At 68.6% G+C, this 20748-nt stretch carries 23 protein-coding genes; 10 read left to right on the top strand and 13 right to left on the bottom strand.

All coding sequences use genetic code 11. The annotated features are described in order from the left end of the window. On the bottom strand, positions 1–1132 hold a 1132-nt coding region (gene rpsA / locus BGO46_RS04790; RefSeq protein ID WP_299985412.1), incomplete at its 3' end, for a 30S ribosomal protein S1. 267 nt (positions 1133–1399) lie between these two features. Between rpsA and BGO46_RS04785 the strand changes: the two genes are divergently transcribed. Then, positions 1400–1783 carry a hypothetical protein gene (locus BGO46_RS04785; RefSeq protein ID WP_292675755.1) on the top strand — a complete coding sequence of 128 codons (384 nt, stop codon included), beginning with the start codon at positions 1400–1402 and terminating at the stop codon, positions 1781–1783. Between the two features lie 22 nt (positions 1784–1805). Here BGO46_RS04785 and BGO46_RS04780 read toward each other — a convergent pair whose 3' ends face one another. Beyond that, positions 1806–2237, bottom strand: a complete 432-nt coding sequence (locus BGO46_RS04780) for a YchJ family metal-binding protein (RefSeq protein ID WP_292675753.1) — start codon at positions 2235–2237, stop codon at positions 1806–1808. A 67-nt stretch (positions 2238–2304) separates the two neighbouring features. Between BGO46_RS04780 and BGO46_RS04775 the strand changes: the two genes are divergently transcribed. Genes BGO46_RS04775 through BGO46_RS04765 form a run of 3 tightly spaced genes read left to right on the top strand, consistent with a single transcriptional unit; the run spans position 2305 to position 4526 of the window. After that, on the top strand, positions 2305–2820 hold the full coding sequence (locus tag BGO46_RS04775) for a hypothetical protein (protein WP_292675751.1): 516 nt from the start codon (positions 2305–2307) through the stop codon (positions 2818–2820). Then, a complete protein-coding gene (locus tag BGO46_RS04770; protein WP_299985406.1) occupies positions 2817–3566 on the top strand; it encodes a hypothetical protein in 750 nt (249 codons plus the stop codon). The genes BGO46_RS04775 and BGO46_RS04770 overlap by 4 nt, the downstream gene beginning before the upstream one ends. A 42-nt stretch (positions 3567–3608) precedes the next feature. Beyond that, a complete protein-coding gene (locus BGO46_RS04765; RefSeq protein ID WP_292675747.1) occupies positions 3609–4526 on the top strand; it encodes a 5'-3' exonuclease in 918 nt (305 codons plus the stop codon). A 403-nt stretch (positions 4527–4929) separates the two neighbouring features. Here the strand turns inward: BGO46_RS04765 and BGO46_RS04760 are convergent, their stop codons facing one another. From BGO46_RS04760 to trpD, 3 genes are all read right to left on the bottom strand, one after another. Further along, positions 4930–5928, bottom strand: a complete 999-nt coding sequence (locus BGO46_RS04760) for a PHP domain-containing protein (protein WP_292675744.1) — start codon at positions 5926–5928, stop codon at positions 4930–4932. Positions 5929–6070: 142 nt separating this feature from the next. Then, positions 6071–6565 (bottom strand): aromatic ring-opening dioxygenase LigA, encoded by a 495-nt coding sequence (locus tag BGO46_RS04755; RefSeq protein ID WP_292675740.1) that lies wholly within the window; start codon positions 6563–6565, stop codon positions 6071–6073. A gap of 107 nt (positions 6566–6672) precedes the next feature. Further along, complete coding sequence (gene trpD, locus BGO46_RS04750) at positions 6673–7734, bottom strand: anthranilate phosphoribosyltransferase (protein WP_292675737.1); 1062 nt, start codon at positions 7732–7734, stop codon at positions 6673–6675. Positions 7735–7855: 121 nt separating this feature from the next. On the opposite strand from trpD, the gene BGO46_RS04745 reads away from it, so the two are divergent. The 5 genes from BGO46_RS04745 (at position 7856) to BGO46_RS04725 (ending at position 12651) form a co-directional block, all read left to right on the top strand. Continuing rightward, entirely contained in the window at positions 7856–8500 is a 645-nt protein-coding gene (locus tag BGO46_RS04745) for a heme-copper oxidase subunit III (protein ID WP_292675735.1), read from the top strand. Positions 8501–8520: 20 nt separating this feature from the next. Next, the gene (locus BGO46_RS04740) at positions 8521–9321 is read left to right on the top strand and encodes a cytochrome c (RefSeq protein ID WP_292675732.1); all 801 of its coding nucleotides are present in this window, start codon (positions 8521–8523) and stop codon (positions 9319–9321) included. Between the two features lie 30 nt (positions 9322–9351). Next, positions 9352–10443: a Rieske (2Fe-2S) protein gene (locus BGO46_RS04735; RefSeq protein WP_292675728.1), complete on the top strand. Its 1092-nt coding sequence runs from the start codon at positions 9352–9354 to the stop codon at positions 10441–10443. Further along, positions 10440–12131 (top strand): ubiquinol-cytochrome c reductase cytochrome b subunit, encoded by a 1692-nt coding sequence (locus BGO46_RS04730; protein ID WP_292675725.1) that lies wholly within the window; start codon positions 10440–10442, stop codon positions 12129–12131. The genes BGO46_RS04735 and BGO46_RS04730 overlap by 4 nt, the downstream gene beginning before the upstream one ends. An 82-nt stretch (positions 12132–12213) precedes the next feature. Then, on the top strand, positions 12214–12651 hold the full coding sequence (locus BGO46_RS04725) for a rhodanese-like domain-containing protein (RefSeq protein ID WP_292675722.1): 438 nt from the start codon (positions 12214–12216) through the stop codon (positions 12649–12651). 62 nt (positions 12652–12713) lie between these two features. Here the strand turns inward: BGO46_RS04725 and BGO46_RS04720 are convergent, their stop codons facing one another. From BGO46_RS04720 to BGO46_RS04695, 6 genes are all read right to left on the bottom strand, one after another. Beyond that, entirely contained in the window at positions 12714–13505 is a 792-nt protein-coding gene (locus tag BGO46_RS04720; protein ID WP_292675718.1) for a protein phosphatase 2C domain-containing protein, read from the bottom strand. A 14-nt stretch (positions 13506–13519) separates the two neighbouring features. Beyond that, positions 13520–13954, bottom strand: coding sequence for a cytochrome c oxidase subunit 4 (locus tag BGO46_RS04715; RefSeq protein WP_292675717.1), 435 nt, complete (start codon positions 13952–13954; stop codon positions 13520–13522). Next, positions 13955–15616, bottom strand: coding sequence for a cytochrome c oxidase subunit I (ctaD, locus tag BGO46_RS04710; protein ID WP_292675715.1), 1662 nt, complete (start codon positions 15614–15616; stop codon positions 13955–13957). A 74-nt stretch (positions 15617–15690) separates the two neighbouring features. Beyond that, positions 15691–16593 carry a cytochrome c oxidase subunit II gene (gene coxB, locus BGO46_RS04705; protein ID WP_292675713.1) on the bottom strand — a complete coding sequence of 301 codons (903 nt, stop codon included), beginning with the start codon at positions 16591–16593 and terminating at the stop codon, positions 15691–15693. A gap of 134 nt (positions 16594–16727) precedes the next feature. Beyond that, the gene (erpA, locus tag BGO46_RS04700) at positions 16728–17096 is read right to left on the bottom strand and encodes an iron-sulfur cluster insertion protein ErpA (RefSeq protein WP_292675710.1); all 369 of its coding nucleotides are present in this window, start codon (positions 17094–17096) and stop codon (positions 16728–16730) included. A 69-nt stretch (positions 17097–17165) separates the two neighbouring features. After that, complete coding sequence (locus BGO46_RS04695) at positions 17166–18560, bottom strand: dipeptidase (RefSeq protein ID WP_292675708.1); 1395 nt, start codon at positions 18558–18560, stop codon at positions 17166–17168. A gap of 65 nt (positions 18561–18625) precedes the next feature. Here BGO46_RS04695 and BGO46_RS04690 point away from each other — a divergent pair, with 65 nt between their 5' ends. Next, a complete protein-coding gene (locus BGO46_RS04690) occupies positions 18626–19186 on the top strand; it encodes a DUF3043 domain-containing protein (protein ID WP_292675705.1) in 561 nt (186 codons plus the stop codon). Between the two features lie 27 nt (positions 19187–19213). Here the strand turns inward: BGO46_RS04690 and BGO46_RS04685 are convergent, their stop codons facing one another. Both BGO46_RS04685 and nrdR read right to left on the bottom strand, forming a co-directional pair. Further along, a complete protein-coding gene (locus BGO46_RS04685; protein ID WP_292675702.1) occupies positions 19214–20239 on the bottom strand; it encodes a quinone-dependent dihydroorotate dehydrogenase in 1026 nt (341 codons plus the stop codon). Between the two features lie 10 nt (positions 20240–20249). Then, positions 20250–20723 carry a transcriptional regulator NrdR gene (gene nrdR / locus BGO46_RS04680; RefSeq protein WP_292675701.1) on the bottom strand — a complete coding sequence of 158 codons (474 nt, stop codon included), beginning with the start codon at positions 20721–20723 and terminating at the stop codon, positions 20250–20252. Positions 20724–20748 lie beyond the last annotated feature (25 nt).

Here is a 20748-nt window from a genome sequence, read left to right as displayed (position 1 = left end):
ACTCGGTGCCGTTGGGGTCGACCGACTCGTTGGCCTGCTTGAGCGACAGCGAGATGCGGCGACGCTCGAGGTCGATGTCGATGATCTTGACGAAGACCTCTTCGCCGACCGACACGACCTGCTCAGCGAGCTCGACGTGCTTGCCCGACAGCTCGGAGATGTGCACGAGACCCTCGATGCCGTCGGCGACGCGGACGAACGCACCGAACGGAACGAGCTTGGTGACCTTGCCCGGCGCGACCTGACCGATCGCGTGCGTGCGGGCGAAGACCTGCCACGGGTCCTCCTGCGTCGCCTTCAGCGACAGCGAGACGCGCTCGCGGTCGAGGTCGACCTCGAGGATCTCGACGGTGACCTCCTGGCCCACCTCGACGACCTCGGAGGCGTGCTCGATGTGCTTCCAGGACAGCTCGGAGACGTGCACGAGGCCGTCCACGCCGCCCAGGTCGACGAACGCACCGAAGTTGACGATCGACGAGACGACACCCTTGCGAACCTGACCCTTGTGCAGGTTGTTGAGGAACGTGGTGCGCGACTCGGACTGCGTCTGCTCGAGCAGGGCGCGGCGCGACAGCACGACGTTGTTGCGGTTCTTGTCGAGCTCGAGGATCTTCGCCTCGATCTCCTGGCCGAGGTACGGCGTCAGGTCGCGGACGCGGCGCAGCTCGATGAGCGACGCGGGCAGGAAGCCGCGGAGGCCGATGTCGACGATGAGGCCACCCTTGACGACCTCGATCACGGAGCCGGTGACGACACCGTCGTTCTCCTTGATCTTCTCCACGTCGCCCCACGCACGCTCGTACTGCGCGCGCTTCTTGGACAGGATCAGACGGCCTTCCTTGTCCTCCTTCTGGAGAACCAGGGCCTCGACCTCGTCACCGACCTGGACGACCTCGTTCGGGTCGACGTCGTGCTTGATGGAGAGCTCGCGCGAGGGGATGACGCCCTCGGTCTTGTAGCCGACGTCGAGGAGGACCTCGTCGCGGTCGATCTTCACAACCGTGCCCTCGATGAGGTCACCGTCGTTGAAGAACTTGAGGGTCTTTTCGACCGCGGCCAGGAAGTCCTCAGCAGATCCGATGTCGTTGATGGCGACCTGCTTGGTGGCCGGGGCGGTCGTTGCGGTAGTCATGTAGTGGGTTGTCCTTGGATGGTGGTGTGTCGGGCTGCGACCGGACCGTGCGCAAGCGCGCGGATGCCGAGACAGCAGCGGTTGGATTGTTCGTGCGATGTCGCGCGCGCATGACAAAGAGCCACACGCGTGACATTTCATGGTATCAGACCGGGGTCGGGCACGGGTGGGCTCATCGCCTCCTCCACAATCGGCGACTTTCCGGATCTGTCCACAGATCGAGGGATGCCCCGCCCACGCGGATCGCCTGCCGCGCAGGCTGGGCGCATGAGCACTCCTGCATTCGCCGAGCCGGCCCCCACTGCTTTGCCCCGTGGCTCCTCCGCCCCGCCCCGCGGGCGGCATCGCACGCCCGTCGGGCTGTGGATCTGGGGGTACGTCACGCTCGGGTTCGCGGCCTTCGGCGCCGGCATCCTGGGCTTCTGGTGGCTCGCGGCGCTGCAGGATCCCGACGGCGGCCTGCTCGTCGGACTGTTCGCGATCGGGTGGCTGCTGCCGTCGCTGGTGATCGCGCTCAGCGGCATTGTGCTCGCGTTCTACGCGATCGCAGAAGAGCGGCTGGGGGTGTTCCTGGTGGCGATGGCGTCGCTGATCTGTCATCTGCCGATGGCGCTCACGGTGCTCGGGATCGCGGGGCTCGGTGTGCTGTGACCGCGTGGCGCCGACCTCGGCGTCACTGCTCGAGCTGCTCGACCTCGCCGTCGACGTAGTACCAGCGGCCGGCCGCGAACCGGAAGCGGCTCACTTCGTGCAGCACGCCGCGAGTCGCGCCCGGGCGCCAGAGCGCACGGAACTCGACGGTGCCCCGCGTGGCGGTGGCCTCTGCGCGGACGATCTCCAGTCGCTCCCAGTGCAGCGCCGCGTCGAGGTCGAGCCGTTCCGGCGCGGTCGACGGATGCCACGTCTCCGACAGGTAGGCCGCGTCGCCGAGCGCGAACGCCGTGAACCGCGAGCGCATGAGCTGTTCCGGCGTCGGTGCAGGTGCGCCCGCGAGAAACGGACCGCAGCACTCGCCGTAGCGTGCGCCGCCGCGGCCGCCGCCGCACGGGCAATCGGCGTCGCCGGGCAGGGCGCGGGCGCGCTGCGCGGCGGAACCGAAGGACATGCCGTCGAGCGTACGCGGCTGTGGATAATTCCCCGGCGCGGCGGCCGCAATGGCTAGCGTGGACACCATGGCTCGACGGACGGCGCGCGGTGCGATGGTGGGAGCCGTCGTGCTCACCCTCGCGCTCGTGACCGCCTGCACCCCCGATCCCGAGCCGACGCCCACGCCCACGGGCTTCGCGTCGGAGGAGGAGGCGTTCGCGGCGGCGGAGGCCACTTATCGGGCGTACGTGGATGCCCTGAACCGATCGCGAACCGACGCTAGCGCAGTGCCCCCTCCTGAGTCCTTCTTGTCGGGCGACGCCCTCACACAGAGCATCGAAGTTGATCAGCAGCTTGCTGACGCGGGGCTTCAACTAGTTGGCCCGGCAGTCGTGATCGGCATCCAAGGGATCGAGTGGCGCGCCGAAAGCGCGTCAATCGGCGCATGCATGGACTACACAGAGGCACGCGTCGTGGACAGCGCTGGCACGGACGTCACCCCCGCAGACCGCCCCAACCGAGCGTCGCTGATCATTGAAGTGGTTTTTGCTGCACCAGCCCCCCTCATCGTGCAGTCCAACGTTGGAGACCAAGAGTGTTGACTGCACTTGTCCTATCGATCGCGCTGCTGGGCTCAGACTCCAGTTGTTCGTTGAACCAGCAGATCGCTGGCCTGTGCACCACGGTCGAGAACACCGGATCGTCAGTTGAGGTCGGTGCGACGCGGCCGGGCGGCACGGATACGGGTCCGCGCACCGGTTCGAGCGACCGTGGTCGCGCCGACACGGAGCCCGTCGCCGACACCGGCTCGACGTGCGCCACGAGCGACTCGCTGCTCGACCGCGGCTGCTACGCGGTGGTGATCCTGCGGCCGACGCTGGAGGATGTGGCGTCGTTCGCCCCGGCATCCCTCCCCCTCATCGACGAGCCGGACGGCGTCGGAGTCGTGGGCATGCCGGTGAACTTCGTCGTCGCGCCAGCGGTCCACGAGCAGAACGGTGAGTTGTTCGACCTGCCCGTGACCGTGCGGTTCACGCCGGCATCCGTGCAGTTCCGCCACGGCGACGGCACGACCCGCGAGGCGGCGAACGGCGGCAGCACCTGGGCGGCCCTGGGGTTGCCGCAGTTCAGCGCGACGCCGACGAGCCACGCATATGCCGCGCGCGGCACGTACACGGCATCCGCCGTCGTCCGCTACGCGGCCGCCGTCGACTTCGGGCGCGGCTGGGTGCCTGTGCCTGGCCTGCTCGAGATCCCGACCGGAGCGATGGCGATCGAGATCCTCGAGGTGCGCACCGCACTCGTCGAGAAGACCTGCACCGAGAATCCGACCGGCCCGGGATGCTGATGCGGCGCGTGCTGACGCGGCGCGTGACATAGACTCCCGCCCGTGACCGATCGCCTCATGCTGCTCGACACCGCGAGCCTCTACTTCCGCGCGTTCTACGGCGTGCCCGACACGGTGAAGGCTCCGGACGGTCGGCCGATCAACGCGGCCCGGGGCCTCCTCGACATGATCGCGAAGCTCGTCACCGCCTACGAGCCGACGCACCTGATCGCCTGCTGGGACGACGACTGGCGCCCGCAGTGGCGCGTCGACCTGATCCCGAGCTACAAGGCGCACCGGGTCGCCGAAGTCACCGAACAGGGCCCCGATGTCGAAGAGGTGCCCGATCCGCTCGAGATCCAGATCCCGGTCATCCGCGCCGAGCTCGCGGCGCTCGGCATTCCCGTGGTCGGCGTCGCCGCACACGAGGCCGACGACGTGATCGCGAGCTTCGCGACGCAAGCGACACAGCCCGTCGACGTGGTGACCGGCGACCGCGACCTGTTCCAGCTCGTCGACGATGCCCGGGGCATCCGTGTCATCTACACGGGACGCGGCATGAGCAACCTCGACGTGCTCGACGACGCCGCCGTCGTCACGAAGTACGCCGTGCTGCCGACGCAGTACGCCGACTTCGCCGTCATGCGCGGGGATGCCTCGGACGGTCTGCCCGGCGTCGCGGGCGTCGGTGAGAAGACCGCCGCCACGCTGCTCGCGACGCACGGCGATCTCGCCGGCATCCTCGCCGCCGCCGAAGCCGGCACCGGCATGACCGCCGGCGTGCGCGCCAAGCTACTGGCCGCCGCCGACTACCTCGCCGTCGCCCCGACCGTCGTCGAGGTCGTGCGCACGCTCGACCTGCCCGACGCCGACGCGCGCCTCACCACCCCGGATGCCGCCGCCCTCGCCCGCGTCGCCCAGGACTGGGGCCTCGGCTCGTCCCTCGACCGCGCCGCCGCCGCGATCTCGGCCCGCGCCTGACCCCCACTGCTCGCAGCGGGGCCGCGGCGCGCCCCATCCCGGTGGCGCCCCCGACCAGCTCAGGCACCTCGAGGTAGTCCGGCGCGCCACCCACTTCCCGCCCGCGCCATCCGGGTGGCGCCCCCGACCATCTCAAGCACCCCGAGGTGGTCCCGCACGCCACCTGTTGCGCGGGGGCACAAAAGCTCGGCGCGAATGCGCCCCTCGACGGATACCAGGGGCGCATTCGCGCCATCACATCCACCCGGGTGGCACTGCGGACCAACTCGGCGCGCGCCAAGTGGTCCCCAGCGCCACCACACCCGCCCCACCCCATGTTTGGGGTCGCCTCAGGTCGCCTCACCCCCGCGCAAGCGACCACACGCGACCACAAACCCCTACGGCGCGGCCCAGCCACCCCCTCTCACCGCGCGCGGTGCAACCACTCGCGCAAGCGCGGCAGCGGCCAGGTCGTCACGATGCGCTCGGCGGGCACCCCGGCGCGCTCCGCGCGCGCGGCGCCCTCGTCGAGCAGGCCGAGCTGGCCAGGAGCGTGCGCGTCCGAGTCGATCGAGAACAGGCATCCCACCTCGAGCGCGAGCGCGATCAGGTCGTCGGGCGGGTCTTCACGCTCGGGCCGCGAGTTGATCTCGACCGCGACGCCGTGTGCGGCGCACGCCTCGAACACGGCGCGCGCGTCGAACTGCGAGGGCGGCCGCAGCCCGCGCTCCCCCGCGATCAGCCGTCCGGTCACGTGGCCCAGCACGTCGACGTGAGGGTCGGATGCCGCGGCGACGAGCCGGCGCGTCATGGGTCGCGCGTCCATCCGCAGCTTCGAGTGCGCCGATGCGACGACGACGTCGAGCTCGTCCAGCAGCTCGGGTTCCTGATCGAGCGCCCCGTCGTCGAGGATGTCGACCTCGATCCCGCTGAGCAGCGTGAACCCGGCGTCCGCGCCGTCGAAACCCGCGACGACCTCCAGCTGCGCCCGCAGCCGCTCCGGAGACAGCCCGCGCGCGACGCGCAGGCGCGGCGAGTGGTCGGTGAGGGCGAGGTACTCGTGCCCCAGCGCGCGGGCGGCGTCGACCATCGCGTCGATCGGCGTCGTGCCGTCCGACCAGTCCGAGTGGCAGTGCAGGTCGCCCCGCAGCCGCGTGCGCAGCGTCGATGCGGCCGGCGCGTAGCGTGCCCGCAGCTCGGCCAGGTACTGCGGCACGCGCCCCGCGAGGGCCTCCTGGATCACGGCGAAGGACGTGTCACCGATCCGGGGGCGGCGGCGTAGCGACGCCGCGTCGGCCAGCTCGGCAGCCGACAGGCCCGCGACGGTGGCCGCAGCCGCGCGGAACGCCTTCGACCGGTAGCGCGACGCGCGCTCCCGCTCGAGCAGCGTCGCGATCTCGGTGAGCGCCGCGATCGGGTCCATGCCGCCGACGCTACGACGGATCCCCCACGCAGAGAAGGCCCGCGCTCCGATTCACGAAGCACGGGCCTTCTCAAGCCGGGCAGACCGACCAAGCCGGGCCAGCCGACCAAGCCGGGCCAGCGAACCAAGCCGGCCAGCCGGATCAGCCGCTGGTGACGGCCGATCGACGCACGACGACGGGCACGGATGCCAGGCGCGACAGCGCCGCACCGAACAGGATCGACAGGACGCCGATGCCCATCGCGAAGGCCGCGACACCGAACGACACGACCGAGGTGAACAGCGATGCCCGCAGGAACGACGCGTTCATCATCGTGGCGCGCACCGGGTCATCCTGCGGCAGCTCGGCGTAGGTCTTGCCACCGGACGCCTCGAGAGCGTGGTGCTGGATGATGTCGGCCTGCACGTAGGCCGTGAAGGGGCCGGCGACCGTCTGACCCTGGAAGGCCATCGCGTCATCCGGGATGGTGATGTTCTCGGCGCGGAGCTGGCTCGAGACCATGATCCAGACGACGAGGCCGACGACGATCAGGGCGATGCCGCCGAGGATGCCGAGGATGCCGGCGACCTTGACGAAGCCGACCTTCTTCTGCGGCGGCTCGAGGGTGTCGGCCGTGGCGGCCGCTTGTTCTGACATGGGGGCGTTCCTCTCTGGGGATGCCGGGGTGTTGCCCTCAACGTATCGTCAGCGCGCCGACGACCACCAGAGATTCGGGCCGGATCAAATCCGAACTGTCGATGTGGTCAGGCCACAGAGGACGAGGTCGTCTCGACCCACCGTGCGAGCACGCCCGCCGCCGCACCGCTGTCGATCGCCGCCGCCGCGCGATCTCGTGCCGCCGCGAGGCGCTCCACGATGGGGTGCTGCACCTGCGCGGCATCCTGGAACAGCTCGTACGACACGATGCCCGCAGCCGCGTTCAGCAGCACGATGTCGCGCACCGCTCCCCGCTGGCCGTCGAGCACGCGGTGGACGACCCCGGCGTTGTGCGCGGCGTCGCCGCCGAGAAGGTCGTCGATGTCGGCTAGCGGGATGCCCAGGTCGCGCGGGTCGAGGTCGTGCTCGTGCACGTCACCCCGACTGATCTCCCACAGGCGGCTGTGGCCGGTCGTGGTGAGCTCGTCCAGGCCGTCGTCGCCGCGGAACACGAGCGCCGTCGCACCGCGCGTGCGGAAGACGCCCGTGATGAGCGGCACCCGGTCGGCGTGCGCGACGCCGACCGCGTTGGCTTCGGCGCGAGCCGGGTTGCACAGCGGCCCGAGGTAGTTGAAGACGGTCGGCACGCCGAGCTCCTTGCGGGTCGGCCCCGCGTGCCGGAAGCCGGGGTGGAACGCCGACGCGAAGGCGAACGTGATGCCGACTTCGGCCAGCACCTCCGCGACACGCTCGGGCGACAGCGTCAGGTCGATGCCGAGCGCGCCGAGGACATCCGACGATCCGGATGCCGAACTGGCGGCCTTGTTGCCGTGCTTGACGACGGGCACACCGGTCGCAGCGGCCACGATCGCCGACATCGTCGAGATGTTGACGGTGCCGTAGCGATCACCGCCCGTACCGACGATGTCGAGCACCGCGGCCGGCACGGGAAGCGGCAGCGCGGCCTCGAGGATCGCGTCGCGGAAGCCGACGATCTCATCGACCGTCTCGCCCTTGGCGCGCAGCGCGACCAGGAACGCGCCGAGCTGCGACGGCGTCGCCTCACCCGACATCACCTGCCGCATCGCCCACGTGGACTCTGACACACTCAGATCGCGCCGGTCGAGAAGGGCCGTGAGGATTTCCGGCCACGAGTAGAGCTCCGCCATGAATCACGATCTTATCGGCAGACTGTCAGCACACTCGCGGGCGGCTCCGAGCGCCCTCCAATCCCCCCGAAAGTCAACGACACCTTCAGGGATGCGAAAACCGAGCGCCAAATCCGCCATAATGGGTGGCGTGACGACCACTTCAGCGACCTATTCCCAGGCTTTGCGCTCCGTCAAGCGACCGGATCCGGTCGCTGTCGGCACCATCGTGTGGCTGGGCAGCGAGGTGATGTTCTTCGCCGGCCTGTTCGCGATCTACTTCACGCTGCGCAATGCTTCGCCCGATCTGTGGGCCGAGAGCACCCCGACGCTCAACGTGACCTTCGCCGCGGTCAACACCGTCATCCTGGTACTGTCCTCGTTCACGGCGCAGGCGGGCGTGTTCGCCGCCGAGCGGTTCCAGCCGTACCGCAAGGGATCGTTCTGGCAGTTCCGCCAGTGGGGCATGGTCGAGTGGTTCTTCCTCTCCTTCCTCATGGGCGCCGTCTTCGTCTCCGGCCAGGTGTGGGAGTACGCGACGCTCGTCGCCGAGGGCCTGCCGATCTCGGCGAACTCGTACGCGTCGGCGTTCTACCTGACCACGGGCTTCCACGCCCTGCACGTGACGGGTGGTCTCATCGCCTTCCTGCTCGTGATCGGCCGCGCCTTCGCCGTGAAGAACTTCGGGCGCAAGGAGATGACCTCCTCGATCGTCGTGTCGTACTACTGGCACTTCGTCGACGTCGTCTGGATCGTCCTGTTCTTCGTCATCTACGTCGTCAAGTGAGAGCGGAGCAGACCACTTCCATGTCTTCGAAGACCCCGCGAGTCAAGACCGGCCGCCGCAGCAAGTGGGCCGCCGCCGCGCTCATCGGCATCGGCCTGCTCGTCACCGGCGGCATCTACGCCGGCGCCTCGGCCGCGATGGCCGCGACCGAGCCCACCACGGCATCCACCGCGCTCACCGTCGACGACGGCAAGAAGCTCTTCCAGGCCAACTGCGCCACGTGCCACGGCCTGAACATGGAGGGCACCGTCGACGGGCCGTCCCTGTACGGCGTCGGCGAGCTCGCGGTCGAGTTCCAGGTTTCCACCGGCCGGATGCCTCTGCAGATGCAGGGCCCGCAGGCGCCGCAGAAGCCCGTGCAGTTCACCGAGGACCAGATCCTCGCGATCGCCGCGTGGGTGCAGTCGACCTCGCCCGGCCCGTCGTTCCCCGACGCCGACATCCTCGACGGTGAGGGCGACGTCGCCAACGGCGCCGAGCTGTTCCGCATCAACTGCGCGATGTGCCACAACGTCGCCGCGGCCGGCGGTGCGCTCACCGAGGGCAAGTACGCGCCCGCGCTGACCAGCACCAGCCCGCTGCACATGTACGCGGCGATGGTCACCGGCCCGCAGAACATGCCGGTCTTCAACAACATGACCCTCACGAGCGAAGAGAAGCGCGACATCATCTCGGCGCTCCTGTTCATCCAGGAGAACCAGTCGCCCGGCGGCCTCTCGCTCGGCTCGCTGGGTCCTGTCTCCGAGGGTCTGTTCATCTGGATCTTCGGCATCGGAACCCTCATCGGCCTCACCGTGTGGATCACGGCGAAGTCGAACTGATCGATCACTGACGTACGGAACGGACGCACCATGGCACACGAGGAAGACGCGCTCGAGCACGAGAGGGCTTCATGGAAGCCCTCCCCCGGGCTCGCCGTCGCGGTTCCCGACCCCGTGCACAACCCCGGCCTGCCGCCGCACCGGGAGCGCGTGACCGACAAGGACCCGGCCGCTATGAAGCGCGCCGTCCGCACGGTCTACACCCTCTTCTACCTCTCCCTCGCGGGCAGCATCTGGGCGATCGCCGCCTACATGCTGTTCCCGATCGAGAGCGGTCGGGTCATCGACATCCGCGACAACAACCTGTTCATCGGTCTCGGCATCGCCCTCGCGCTGCTGGCCCTGGGCATCGGTGCGATCCACTGGTCCAAGGCCGTCATGAGCGACAAGGAGTTCATCGAGCCCCGGCACGCCACGCGCGGCCGCGACACGACCCGCGAAGCGGCCGTCCAGGCCTTCCGTGACGCGAACGAGGAGTCCGGCTTCGGCCGGCGCACCGCGATCCGCGGCTCGCTCATCGCGGCGCTTATCGCCTCGATCCTGCCCGGCATCACGCTGTTCCGTGGCCTTGCTCCCGAGAGCAAGCCGAACGGCACGGCCGAAGAGCAGATCGCGGGCGACCCGGTCGCCCTCCTCAGCCAGACGATGTGGAAGCAGGGCGAGCGCCTCGCGCACGACCCGTCCGGTGAGCCGATCCGCGCCGCCGACCTCACGCTCGGCTCCGCCGTGCACGTCATCCCCGAGTCGCTTGCTGAGCTCAGCCACAGCGAGGGCTACCTCGAGCAGAAGGCCAAGGCCATCGTCCTGCTCATGCGCCTGCTGCCCGAGCAGCTGCCCGCCGAGCACAACAAGCTCGAGTGGTCGTACAACGGCATCGTGGCCTACTCCAAGGTCTGCACGCACGTGGGATGCCCCGTGGCGCTCTACGAGCAGCAGACGCACCACCTGCTGTGCCCGTGCCACCAGTCGCAGTTCGACGTGTCGCGGTCGGCCGCCGTCATCTTCGGCCCGGCTGCCCGTCCGCTGCCGCAGCTGCCGATCACCGTCGACGACGAGGGCTACCTCATCGCGCAGAGCGACTTCACCGAACCCGTCGGCCCGAGCTTCTGGGAGCGCCATTGAGCACCGCGACTGTCACTGAGGCCCCCGCCACACCGAAGGACGACAAGCCGCTCGGCGGCCGCTTCGTCGCGGCCACGGCGAACTACATCGACGAGCGCACGAGCCTCTCCGGCTTCGTCAAGGAGCTCGGCCGCAAGATCTTCCCCGACCACTGGTCGTTCATGCTCGGTGAGATCGCGCTGTGGAGCTTCGTCGCCGTGCTGCTGTCGGGCACGTTCCTGACGTTCTTCTTCCAGGCATCCATGGTCGAGACGCACTACGCCGGCTCGTTCCTGCCGCTGCGCGGCGTCGAGATGTCGGCCGCCCTCGACTCGACGCTGCGGATCTCGTTCGACATCCGCGGTGGCCTGCTGGTTCGCCAGATCCACCACTGGGCCGCGCTCGTGTTCGTCGCCGGCATCGGCGTGCACATGCTGCGCGTGTTCTTCACGGGTGCGTTCCGCAAGCCCCGCGAGCTGAACTGGGTGATCGGCTTCGTCCTCTTCGTCCTCGCGATGGGTGAGGGCTTCACGGGCTACTCGCTGCCTGACGACCTGCTGTCGGGCAACGGTCTGCGCATCATCGACGGCATGGTCAAGGGCATCCCGCTCATCGGCACCTGGTTCTCGTTCCTGCTGTTCGGCGGCGAGTTCCCCGGCACGGCGATCGTCGGCCGCCTGTACACGCTGCACATCCTGCTGCTGCCCGCGATCCTCGTGGGGCTGCTGGTGGTGCACCTCATGCTGATGGTCATCAACAAGCACACGCAGTTCGCCGGCCCCGCCCGCACGAACAGCAACGTCGTGGGCTACCCGATGATGCCGATCTACATGACGAAGATGGGCGGCTTCTTCTTCATCACCTTCGGTGTGATCGTGCTGATCGCGTCGCTGTTCACGATCAACCCGATCTGGAACTACGGCCCGTACGACCCCTCCCCGGTGTCGGCCGGTACGCAGCCTGACTGGTACATCGGCTTCGCCGACGGCGCCCTGCGCCTCGTGCCGCCGCACCTCGAGTTCGTGCTGTGGGACCGCACTTGGTCGTTCAACATCCTCATCCCGCTCGTCGTGCTGGGCCTGTTCATCGTCCTCGTGGCCGTGTACCCCTTCATCGAGGCCTGGATCACCGGCGACAAGCGCGAGCACCACATCGCGCAGCGGCCGCGTCACGCGCCGACCCGCACCGCGATCGGTGTCGCCGGCGTCGTGTTCTACGCCGTGCTGTGGGCTGCCGCCTCGTCGGACATCATCGCGACGCACTTCCACCTCACGATGGAGGGTGTCATCCACGCGCTGCAGGCGCTGCTGATCATCGGCCCCATCCTCGGGTACTTCGTCACCAAGCGCATCGCGATCGCGCTGCAGAAGAAGGACCGCGAGATCGCCCTGCACGGCTACGAGTCGGGCCGCATCGTGCGTCTGCCCGGTGGTGAGTACATCGAGGTGCACCAGCCCGTCGACGCCTACGAGCGGATCAAGCTCGTCGACTTCGAGACGAGCGCTCCCCTCGTGGTCCGCCCGAACGATCAGGGCCGCATCCCGTGGCACGAGAACCTGCGCGCGTCGCTGTCGCGCTGGTTCTTCGAAGACCGGCTCACGCCCGTCACCCAGTCCGAGATCGAGGCCGCTGAGGCGCACGCTCACCACGCGCTCGCCCACGACGAGGCCGAAGAGGCTCACGAGATCGAAGAGGGCAAGGACCACTGAGTCCTCAGCTTGGCTGAAAAGCGGCGGGGTCTGACCGACAGGTCAGGCCCCGCCGCTGTCGTTGTGCCCTAGTGTCGGTGGCATGACGGACGCCGCGTACAACCCCCTCGCCTACTTCTCTGCCAAGCTGCTGCACGAGACCGACCCCTCCGACGTGTACGTCGCGCAGCGCGCGGGTGAGGCGCTCACCCTCGTCGATGTGCGCAGTGTGGATGCCTGGAACCAGGGTCACGCCGCCGGCGCCATCCACATGCCCTACAGCGAGATCGCGCAGCGCGCGCCCGTCGAACTCGACCCGGCCGTCCCCGTCGTCGTCTACTGCTGGAGCCCCGGGTGCAACGCCGGCGCGAAGGGCGCCCTCGAGTTCGCGAAGCTCGGCTTCGAGGTGCGCGAGATGATCGGCGGCTTCGAGTACTGGGCACGCGAAGGCCAGCCCGTTGAGGCGGCGTCAGGCCCGCTCCCCCGCCAGTTCGACCCGCTCGTCATGCACGTGCGGGGTTGGACACCACCGACCGCCTGAGGGGCCGCTGTCAGCGCGATCGCTCGCTGACGCCTCCCAGCGCGATCGCCCACCGGCGTGTCTCAGCCTGCGAGCTCGATGTCCTCGGCAAACCGCGCGGCGGCAGCACCCGCGAACCGCGGCCGCTCGGCCCGCACCGGGCCCGTGACGAGGTCGGCGACGATCGCCGTGACGTTGTCGCGTGAGCCGGCTTGCAGCGAGAGTGCGACGAGCGCCTGCGCGGCATCCGTCACGTCGGTGTGGCTGCGCAGCACCTCGCCGATCGCGTCGTCGGGCAGGTAGTCGCTCACGCCGTCACTGCACAGCATCCAGCGGTCACCGGGCACGGGCACGCGTTCGGTGACGCGCACCAGGTCGGATGCCTCGCCGCGCAGCGACGCCGTGATGAGGTTGCGGCGGGGATGCGTCATGGCATCCTCTTCGCGCACGATGCCCTGGTCGACGAGCACCTGCACGAACGAATCGTCGCGGGTCTGCCGTACCAGCTGCTCTTCCCGCAGCAGATAGGCGCGTGAATCGCCCGTGTGCGCGACGAGCAGGCTACCGCTGTCGGTGAACCAGATCGACGTGAACGTCGTCGCCATGCCGGCCAGCGACGGATCGCGGCGCACGTGGGCACCGAGATCCCAGTTGGCCTCATGGATGCGTCCTGCGAGCGCCGCTGCGTCGGGCACGCGTGAGCCGCCCGCCACGAGCCGGTGGACGAGCGCTGCCGACGCGAGGTCGCCCGCAGGGCCGCCTCCCACGCCGTCGGCCACGCCGACGCCCCAGGGCGCCGTGAAGGCGGCATCCTGGTTCACGTCGCGGTACCCGCCGACGTCACTGGAGACACCGGCCCGCAAAGAGAAGGCCATAGAGGAAAGACGCGTCAGCGCGCGAAGTACCCGCGGTAGTACTCGTAGACCCAGCCGACGATCGCGACGAGGAACAGGCCGGCTCCGATCGGGATCAGGAACGTGCCCACGGCAAGCCCGATCATGAAGACGGCAGCCGAAAACGCGAGCAGCAGCGGCCACCACGACCACGGGCTGAACTCACCGACCTCGGGGTCACCGTCATCGATGTCGGCCGTGAGGGTGTCTTCCGGCAGCTCTCCGCCCTGCGCGCGGTGCACGCGGTCGACGTAGAACGCGATCATGATCGACATGAACACGGTGAACAGCAGGGCGATCGTGCCGACCCACTCGATGGCGTGGTACCACTCGAGGCTCGAGTGCTCGATGATGTTCCAGCCCGTGTACAGCGCCGAGGTGATCAGGAAGAACGCGGCGAGGATCCACCAGAGATTGACGTTGGTCTTCACTTACTTGACCCCTCCAGCGACCGTGGCGGTATCCGCGGCGTGCCCGACGGGGGCCGCCTCGGGGTGGTTCAGGTCGAACGCGGGGCGCTCACTGCGGATGCGCGGGATCGACGTGAAGTTGTGACGCGGCGGCGGGCAGCTGGTCGCCCACTCGAGCGAGCCGCCGTAGCCCCACGGGTCGTTGACCGTGACGCGCGGCGCCTTGCGGGCCGTGATCCAGACATTGAAGAGGAACGGGATCATCGAGGCGCCGAGCAGCATCGCGCCGACCGTGGAGACCTGGTTCTGCCAGGTGAAGCCGTCGGCGGCCGAGTAGTCGGGGTAGCGGCGGACCATGCCCTCGACGCCCAGCCAGTGCTGGATGAGGAACGTCATGTGGAAGCCGATGAACAGCATCCAGAAGTGCACCATGCCGAGGCGCTCGTTGAGCATCCGTCCGGTCCACTTCGGCCACCAGAAGTAGAAGCCGGCGAACATGGCGAACACGACCGTGCCGAACACGACGTAGTGGAAGTGCGCGACGACGAAGTAGGTGTCGGACGTGTGGAACGTCAGCGGTGGGGATGCCAGGATGACGCCGGTCAGACCGCCGAAGACGAACGACACGAGGAAGCCGAGCGTGAACACCATGGGCGTCTCGAACGTGACCGACCCTCGCCACATCGTGCCGATCCAGTTGAAGATCTTCACACCTGTCGGCACGGCGATGAGCATCGTCATGAGGGAGAAGAACGGCAGCAGCACGGCACCGGTGACGTACATGTGGTGCGCCCACACCGAGACCGACAGGGCGGCGATCGCGATCGTCGCGTAGACGAGCGTCTTGTAACCGAAGATCGGCTTGCGGCTGAACACCGGCAGGATCTCGGAGACGATGCCGAAGAACGGCAGCGCGATGATGTACACCTCGGGGTGACCGAAGAACCAGAACAGGTGCTGCCACAGCAGCACACCGCCGTTGGCCGGGTCGTAGATGTGCGCGCCCAGCACACGGTCGGCGCCGGCGGCAAGGATCGCGGCGGCCAGCACGGGGAACGCCATCAGGATCAGGATGCTCGTGACGAGCGTGTTCCAGGTGAAGATCGGCATGCGCCACATCGTCATGCCCGGGGCGCGCATCGTGATGATCGTCGTGATGAAGTTGACGGCACCGAGGATCGTTCCGAAACCGCTCATACCGAGGCCGAGCATCCACAGGTTGCCACCGGCCCCCGGCGAGAAGCTCGCGCCGGCGAGCGGCTGATACGCGAACCAGCCGAACGCGGCGGCACCCTGCGGCGTGAGGAAGCCGGCGACGGCGATGATCGAGCCGAACAGGAACAGCCAGAAGGCGAACGCGTTCAGGCGCGGGAAGGCGACGTCGGGGGCACCGATCTGCAGGGGCAGGATCGCGTTGGCGAAGCCGGCGAACAGCGGCGTCGCGAACATCAGCAGCATGATCGTGCCGTGCATCGTGAACAGCTGGTTGTACTGGTCCTTCGTGGGAAGGATCTGCATTCCGGGCTCGAACAGCTCCGCGCGGATGATGAGGGCCATCACACCGCCGAGCAGGAAGAACAGCACCGAGGCGATGAGGTACATGTACCCGATCGTCTTGTGGTCAGTGGAGGTGATCCACTTGACGATGATGTTGCCCTTCTGCTCGACGCGCGAGGAGCTCATCAGAGCAGCCTGACGCGGCGGCAGAGTCGTCGAGCGGCGCGGGCCTTCGCCCTGCAGAGGAAGCGTCGTCGCCATCAGTTCTCTCCCTCGGTCGAGGATACGCCCGTGCCCGGCAGGTTCTGCAGGCGGTCGTAGGCGTCGTTGATGTCACCGGTCTGGCCGGCCTCGCGCAGCGTCGCGAGGTACGCGTCGTACTCGGCCGGCTCGACGACCTTGACCTTGAACAGCATCATCGAGTGGTACTGGCCACACAGCTCGGCGCACTTGCCGTCGTACTCGCCCACGCGGGTCGGCGTGAACGACCAGTAGTTGTCCTTCCCGATGTACATGTCCTTCTTGTACAGGAAGTCGATGATCCAGAACGAGTGGATGACGTCGCGCGAGGTGAGCTTGAGCTTGACCGTCTCGCCCACGGGCAGATACAGCGTCGGCAGCTCGTTGCTGATGTTGCCCTCGGCATCCGTCTGCGCCTGGACACCCATCGTCCAGACCGCGTCGTCGCCGGCCTCACAGTTCGCGGTGTCGTCGTTGTACTGGAAGTCCCATGCCCACTGCTTGCCGATCGCGGTGACGCAGACATCGGGGTCGTCGTACTGCGTCTCCAGCACCGCCTGGTCGCGCGCCGTGAACGAGAAGAACCCGAGCACGAGGATCAGCGGGACGATCGTGTAGAAGATCTCGACCGGCATGTTGTAGCGCAGCTGCACCGGCAGGCCCGACTGTCCGCGACGACGGCGGTAGGCGATCGCCGCCCAGCCCATGAGCGCCCACGTGATGACACCCACGACCAGCAGCGTGATCCAGGAGTTGACCCACAGACCGGACACTCGCTCGGTGTGGTTCGTGGCCTGGGTTCCGTCATCGGTGAATCCCGGAAGGAATCCGTTCAGCTGGCTGGTCGTGCAGCCGGCGAGGATGATCGCCGTGGCGATCCCCATCGGGATGACGGCCCAGCGGAGACGGCGTGAGACGCGCACGGTGCACCTTTCGGGGTCATGAAGGTCGAACACCGTTCAGTCTAGGGCAACCTCCCACCCGATTCAGGCCATCCACCCAGGATGTCTGCCACTATCGGAGGGATTTCGCCGCGCTGATCGCGGGTTCTGCCCGATCAGTGGAAGCTGTCGCCGCACGCGCAGCTGCCCGCTGCGTTGGGGTTGTCGATCGTGAAGCCCTGCTCCGAGATCGTGTCCTTGAAGTCGATGGTCGCGCCGTCGAGGTACGGCACCGACATGTCGTCGACGATGACCTCGACACCGTCGAAGTCGACCGCCTGGTCGCCGTCGAGGAAGCGCTCGTCGAAGTAGAGCTGGTAGATCAGGCCCGAGCAGCCGCCGGGCTGCACCGCGACACGCAGACGCAGGTCGTCGCGACCCTCCTGCTCGAGCAGGTTCTTGACCTTGGCGGCAGCCGCATCGGTCAGTCCGACTCCGTGCGCCTTGGCGTCGGTGGTCGCAGTGGTGATGGCGGTGTCGGTCATGGCGCACTCCCCGGTTGGTCGGGCCGGTGTCATCCGGCTGGATGCCACGATTCTACGCCGACGGGAGCCTTAAAGCCTCGACGCGTCGAGGCTTTCCAGCAGCAGCGCCTCCGACACCAGCGCATGCCGGAAGGTGTCGAGGTGCAGCGACTCGTTGGGGCTGTGCGCGCGGGCGTGCGGGTCTTCGACCCCCGTCACGAGGATCTGCGCCCCGGGGAACTCCCGCACGAGGTCGGCCACGAACGGGATCGATCCTCCGACGCCGATGTCCACCGGCGCGACGCCGTAGCCGGTCTCCAGCGCGGCACGGGCCTGTGCGACCGCGGCGCCGCTCGTGTCGACCAGGAACGGGTTGCCGCAGTCGACGTCGCTGAACGTGAGCTCCGCACCGAAGGGGGCGTGCGCACGCAGGTGGGCCTCGATCGCGGCGTAGGCCTCACGGGCATCCTGCCCCGGCGCCACGCGCGCGCTGATCACGAGCGACAGCTCGGGGGTCAGCGTGTTGGAGGCGTTCTTGACGGACGGGAAGTCGATGCCCGTCACGGTGACGGTCGGCTTGTTCCAGATGCGGCTGAGGATCGTGCCGCGGCCGATCGGCTGCACGTCGGCCGGAAGCCCCGCCTCGTCGCGCAACGTGGCCTCGCTGTAGTCGGGCGTCTCCGCGTCGCGCTCGGTGAGGCCCGCGACAGCGACGGCGCCGTCGTCATCCCACAGTGTCGAGAGCAGCTTGACTGTCGCGAGCATGGCATCGGGCACCGCTCCCCCGAACATTCCGGAGTGCGACGCGTGCTCGAGGGTCTTCACCGTGAGGGTGAAGCGGACGTTGCCGCGCAGCGACACTGTCAGGGCCGGCGTCGTGGCATCCCAGTTTCCGGAGTCGGCGACGACGATCACGTCAGCCCGCAGCGCGTCGGCGTTCTCGCTCAGGAACGCGGCGAACGAGGCCGACCCCGCTTCCTCCTCGCCCTCGATGAACAGGTTCACGCCGAGGTCGAAGTCGGTGCCGAGCACCTCGACGAGTGCGCGCAGCGCCCCGACGTGCGCCATCACGCCGGCCTTGTCATCGGCGGCGCCGCGGCCATAGAGACGACCGTCGCGCACGGTCGGCTCGAAGGGAGCCGACTCCCAGAGCGACTCGTCGCCCACAGGCTGCACGTCGTGGTGCGCGTACAGCAGGATCGTCGGGCGGCCGTTGCGGGCGGCGCGGGATGCCAGCACGGCAGGCATCCCCTCGGCTCCCGTCTCGGGGATCACGGCCGTCTTGACCTCAACGCTGTCGAAGATCCCGAGGTCTTCCAGCAGGCCCTGCACGGCGGCGGCGCTGCGGGCGACTTCGGCCCGGTCGAACCCGGGGAAGGCGATCGACGGGATGCGCACGAGGGTGCCGAGATCGGCGAGGGCGGCAGGAACCGCGGCCAGTGCGGCTTCGCGAACGGACTCGGGGCGGGACGGCTCGACGGTCATGCGGGTAATCTTAGAGTGCGGCTCTCGCGCCGCAGCCGACCCGATGCTTTTGAGGACCCGACCCCGTGGCCAACACCCCCGCTTCCCCCGAGACCGAACCCGACGCCCCCAGCGGGCCGGGCAAGAACCGGCCGACGCCCTCGCGGGCGGAGCAGGAAGCCGCGCGCAAGCGCCCCCTCGTGCCCGACACGAAGGAGGCCCGCGCCCGCGCGAAGGCCGACATGGCCGCGCAGCGTGAGAAGGCCCGCGTGGGCATGGCCAACGGCGACGACAAGTACCTGCCGGCCCGCGACAAGGGCCCGCAGCGCAAGTTCGTGCGTGACTACGTGGATGCCGGGTGGCACGCGGGCGAGCTGCTCATGCCGCTCATGCTCATCGTGATCCTCGTGAGCCTCATCCAGAACCAGGCGATCGTCTACTACTCGTTCGTCGGGCTGTGGGTGTTCATCCTCTTCGTCGTCGCCGACATGATCATGACGAGCAGCCGCGTGAAGAAGGCCGCGCGCGGCAAGTGGGGCGACCGCACCGAGAAGGGTCTCGGCTGGTACGCCGCGATGCGGACGGTGCAGATGCGCTTCATGCGCCTGCCCAAGCCGCAGGTCAAGCGCGGTCAGCACCCCGCCTGAGCCGCGGGCATCCGCCCGCTCCGCGGCTCAAAGCGCCTGCGCGAGCCCGCGGTTGATCTGGCGGGCCCAGAACGGGCCGCGGTAGATGAACGCGGTGTAGCCCTGCACGAGGTTCGCACCGGCGGCGAGGCGCTCGCGCACGTCTGCGGCGGTCTCCACTCCCCCGGCCGAGATCACGCAGAAATCCTCCGGAACGGCCGCGCGCACGGTGCGCAGCACCTCGAGCGAGCGCTGCCGCAGCGGAGCGCCGGAAAGTCCTCCCGCGCCCATCGCGGCGACCTTCTCGGCATCCGTGCTGAGCGGCTCGCGCGCGATCGTCGTGTTGGTCGCGACGATCCCGGCGAGGCCGACGTCGACGACCAGCCGCGCGATCGCCTGGATCTCGTCGTCCGGCAGGTCGGGGGCGATCTTCACGAGCAGCGGGGTCGTGCCCGCGGCGTCCCGCACCGACTCCAGCAGCGGACGGAGCGTCTCGACGGCCTGCAGTCCGCGCAGGCCCGGCGTGTTCGGTGACGAGACGTTGACGACGAGATAGTCGGCGACCGGTGCGATCTGCATCGTGCTGGTGACGTAGTCGGCTGCGGCGGAATCGACGTCGACGACGCGACTCTTGCCGATGTTGGCGCCGAGGATCGCGCGGCGCGGGTGCCGACGTGACTTCGCCAGTCTGCGCGCCGCGGCGGCGGCGCCCTTGTTGTTGAAGCCCATCCGGTTGATGAGGCCGCGGTCTTCGATGAGTCGGTACAGCCGCGGACGCGGATTGCCCTCCTGCGCGATCGCGGTGACGGTGCCGATCTCGACGTGCCCGAAACCGAGCGCGTGCAGACCCTCGGTCATGACGGCGTTCTTGTCGAAGCCCGCGGCGACGCCGAACGGCGAGTCGAACGTGAGCCCCAGCGCGCGCGTCTGCAGGCGCGGGTCGGGCTTCGTGAGCGCCCGCGCGATGGGCGCGAACGGCCACACGCCGAGCATGCGGATGATCGGGACGACGAGGTGGTGAGCGTTCTCGGCATCCATGTGCGAGAAGACCGTGCGGAAGATGAAGGGATACACGACGGCCCGCTTACTGGTCTGCCGCGGCGGGCGCGTGGGCGTGGTCGGCACGCAACTGGGCGATGGATGCCTCGAAGTCTTCGAGGGAGTCGAACGCCTGGTAGACGCTGGCGAAGCGCAGGTAGGCGACCTCGTCGAGTTCGCGGAGTGGCCCGAGGATCGTCAGTCCGATCTCGTTCGTGTCGATCTGCGACGACCCGGTCTGGCGCACGGCCTCTTCGACGGCCTGTGCGAGCACGGCGAGGTCGGCCTCGGTGACGGGCCGCCCCTGGCAGGCCTTGCGCACACCCGACATGACCTTCTCGCGGCTGAACGGCTCGATGACGCCGGAGCGCTTGATGACGTTGAGGCTCGCCGTCTCGATCGTCGTGAAGCGACCGCCGCACTCGGGGCACTGGCGGCGTCGGCGGATGCTCAGTCCGTCGTCGCTCGTGCGCGAATCGATGACCCGCGAGTCGGCATGGCGGCAGAAGGGGCAGTGCATGGCTTCTCCAGCGTAGCGTCGTCGG

The sequence above is a fragment of the Microbacterium sp. 70-16 genome (genome assembly GCF_001898315.1).
GTDB lineage: Bacteria > Actinomycetota > Actinomycetes > Actinomycetales > Microbacteriaceae > Microbacterium.
Note: the sequence above shows the minus strand (reverse complement) of the source record. Positions and strands in the feature narration are given on the sequence as shown.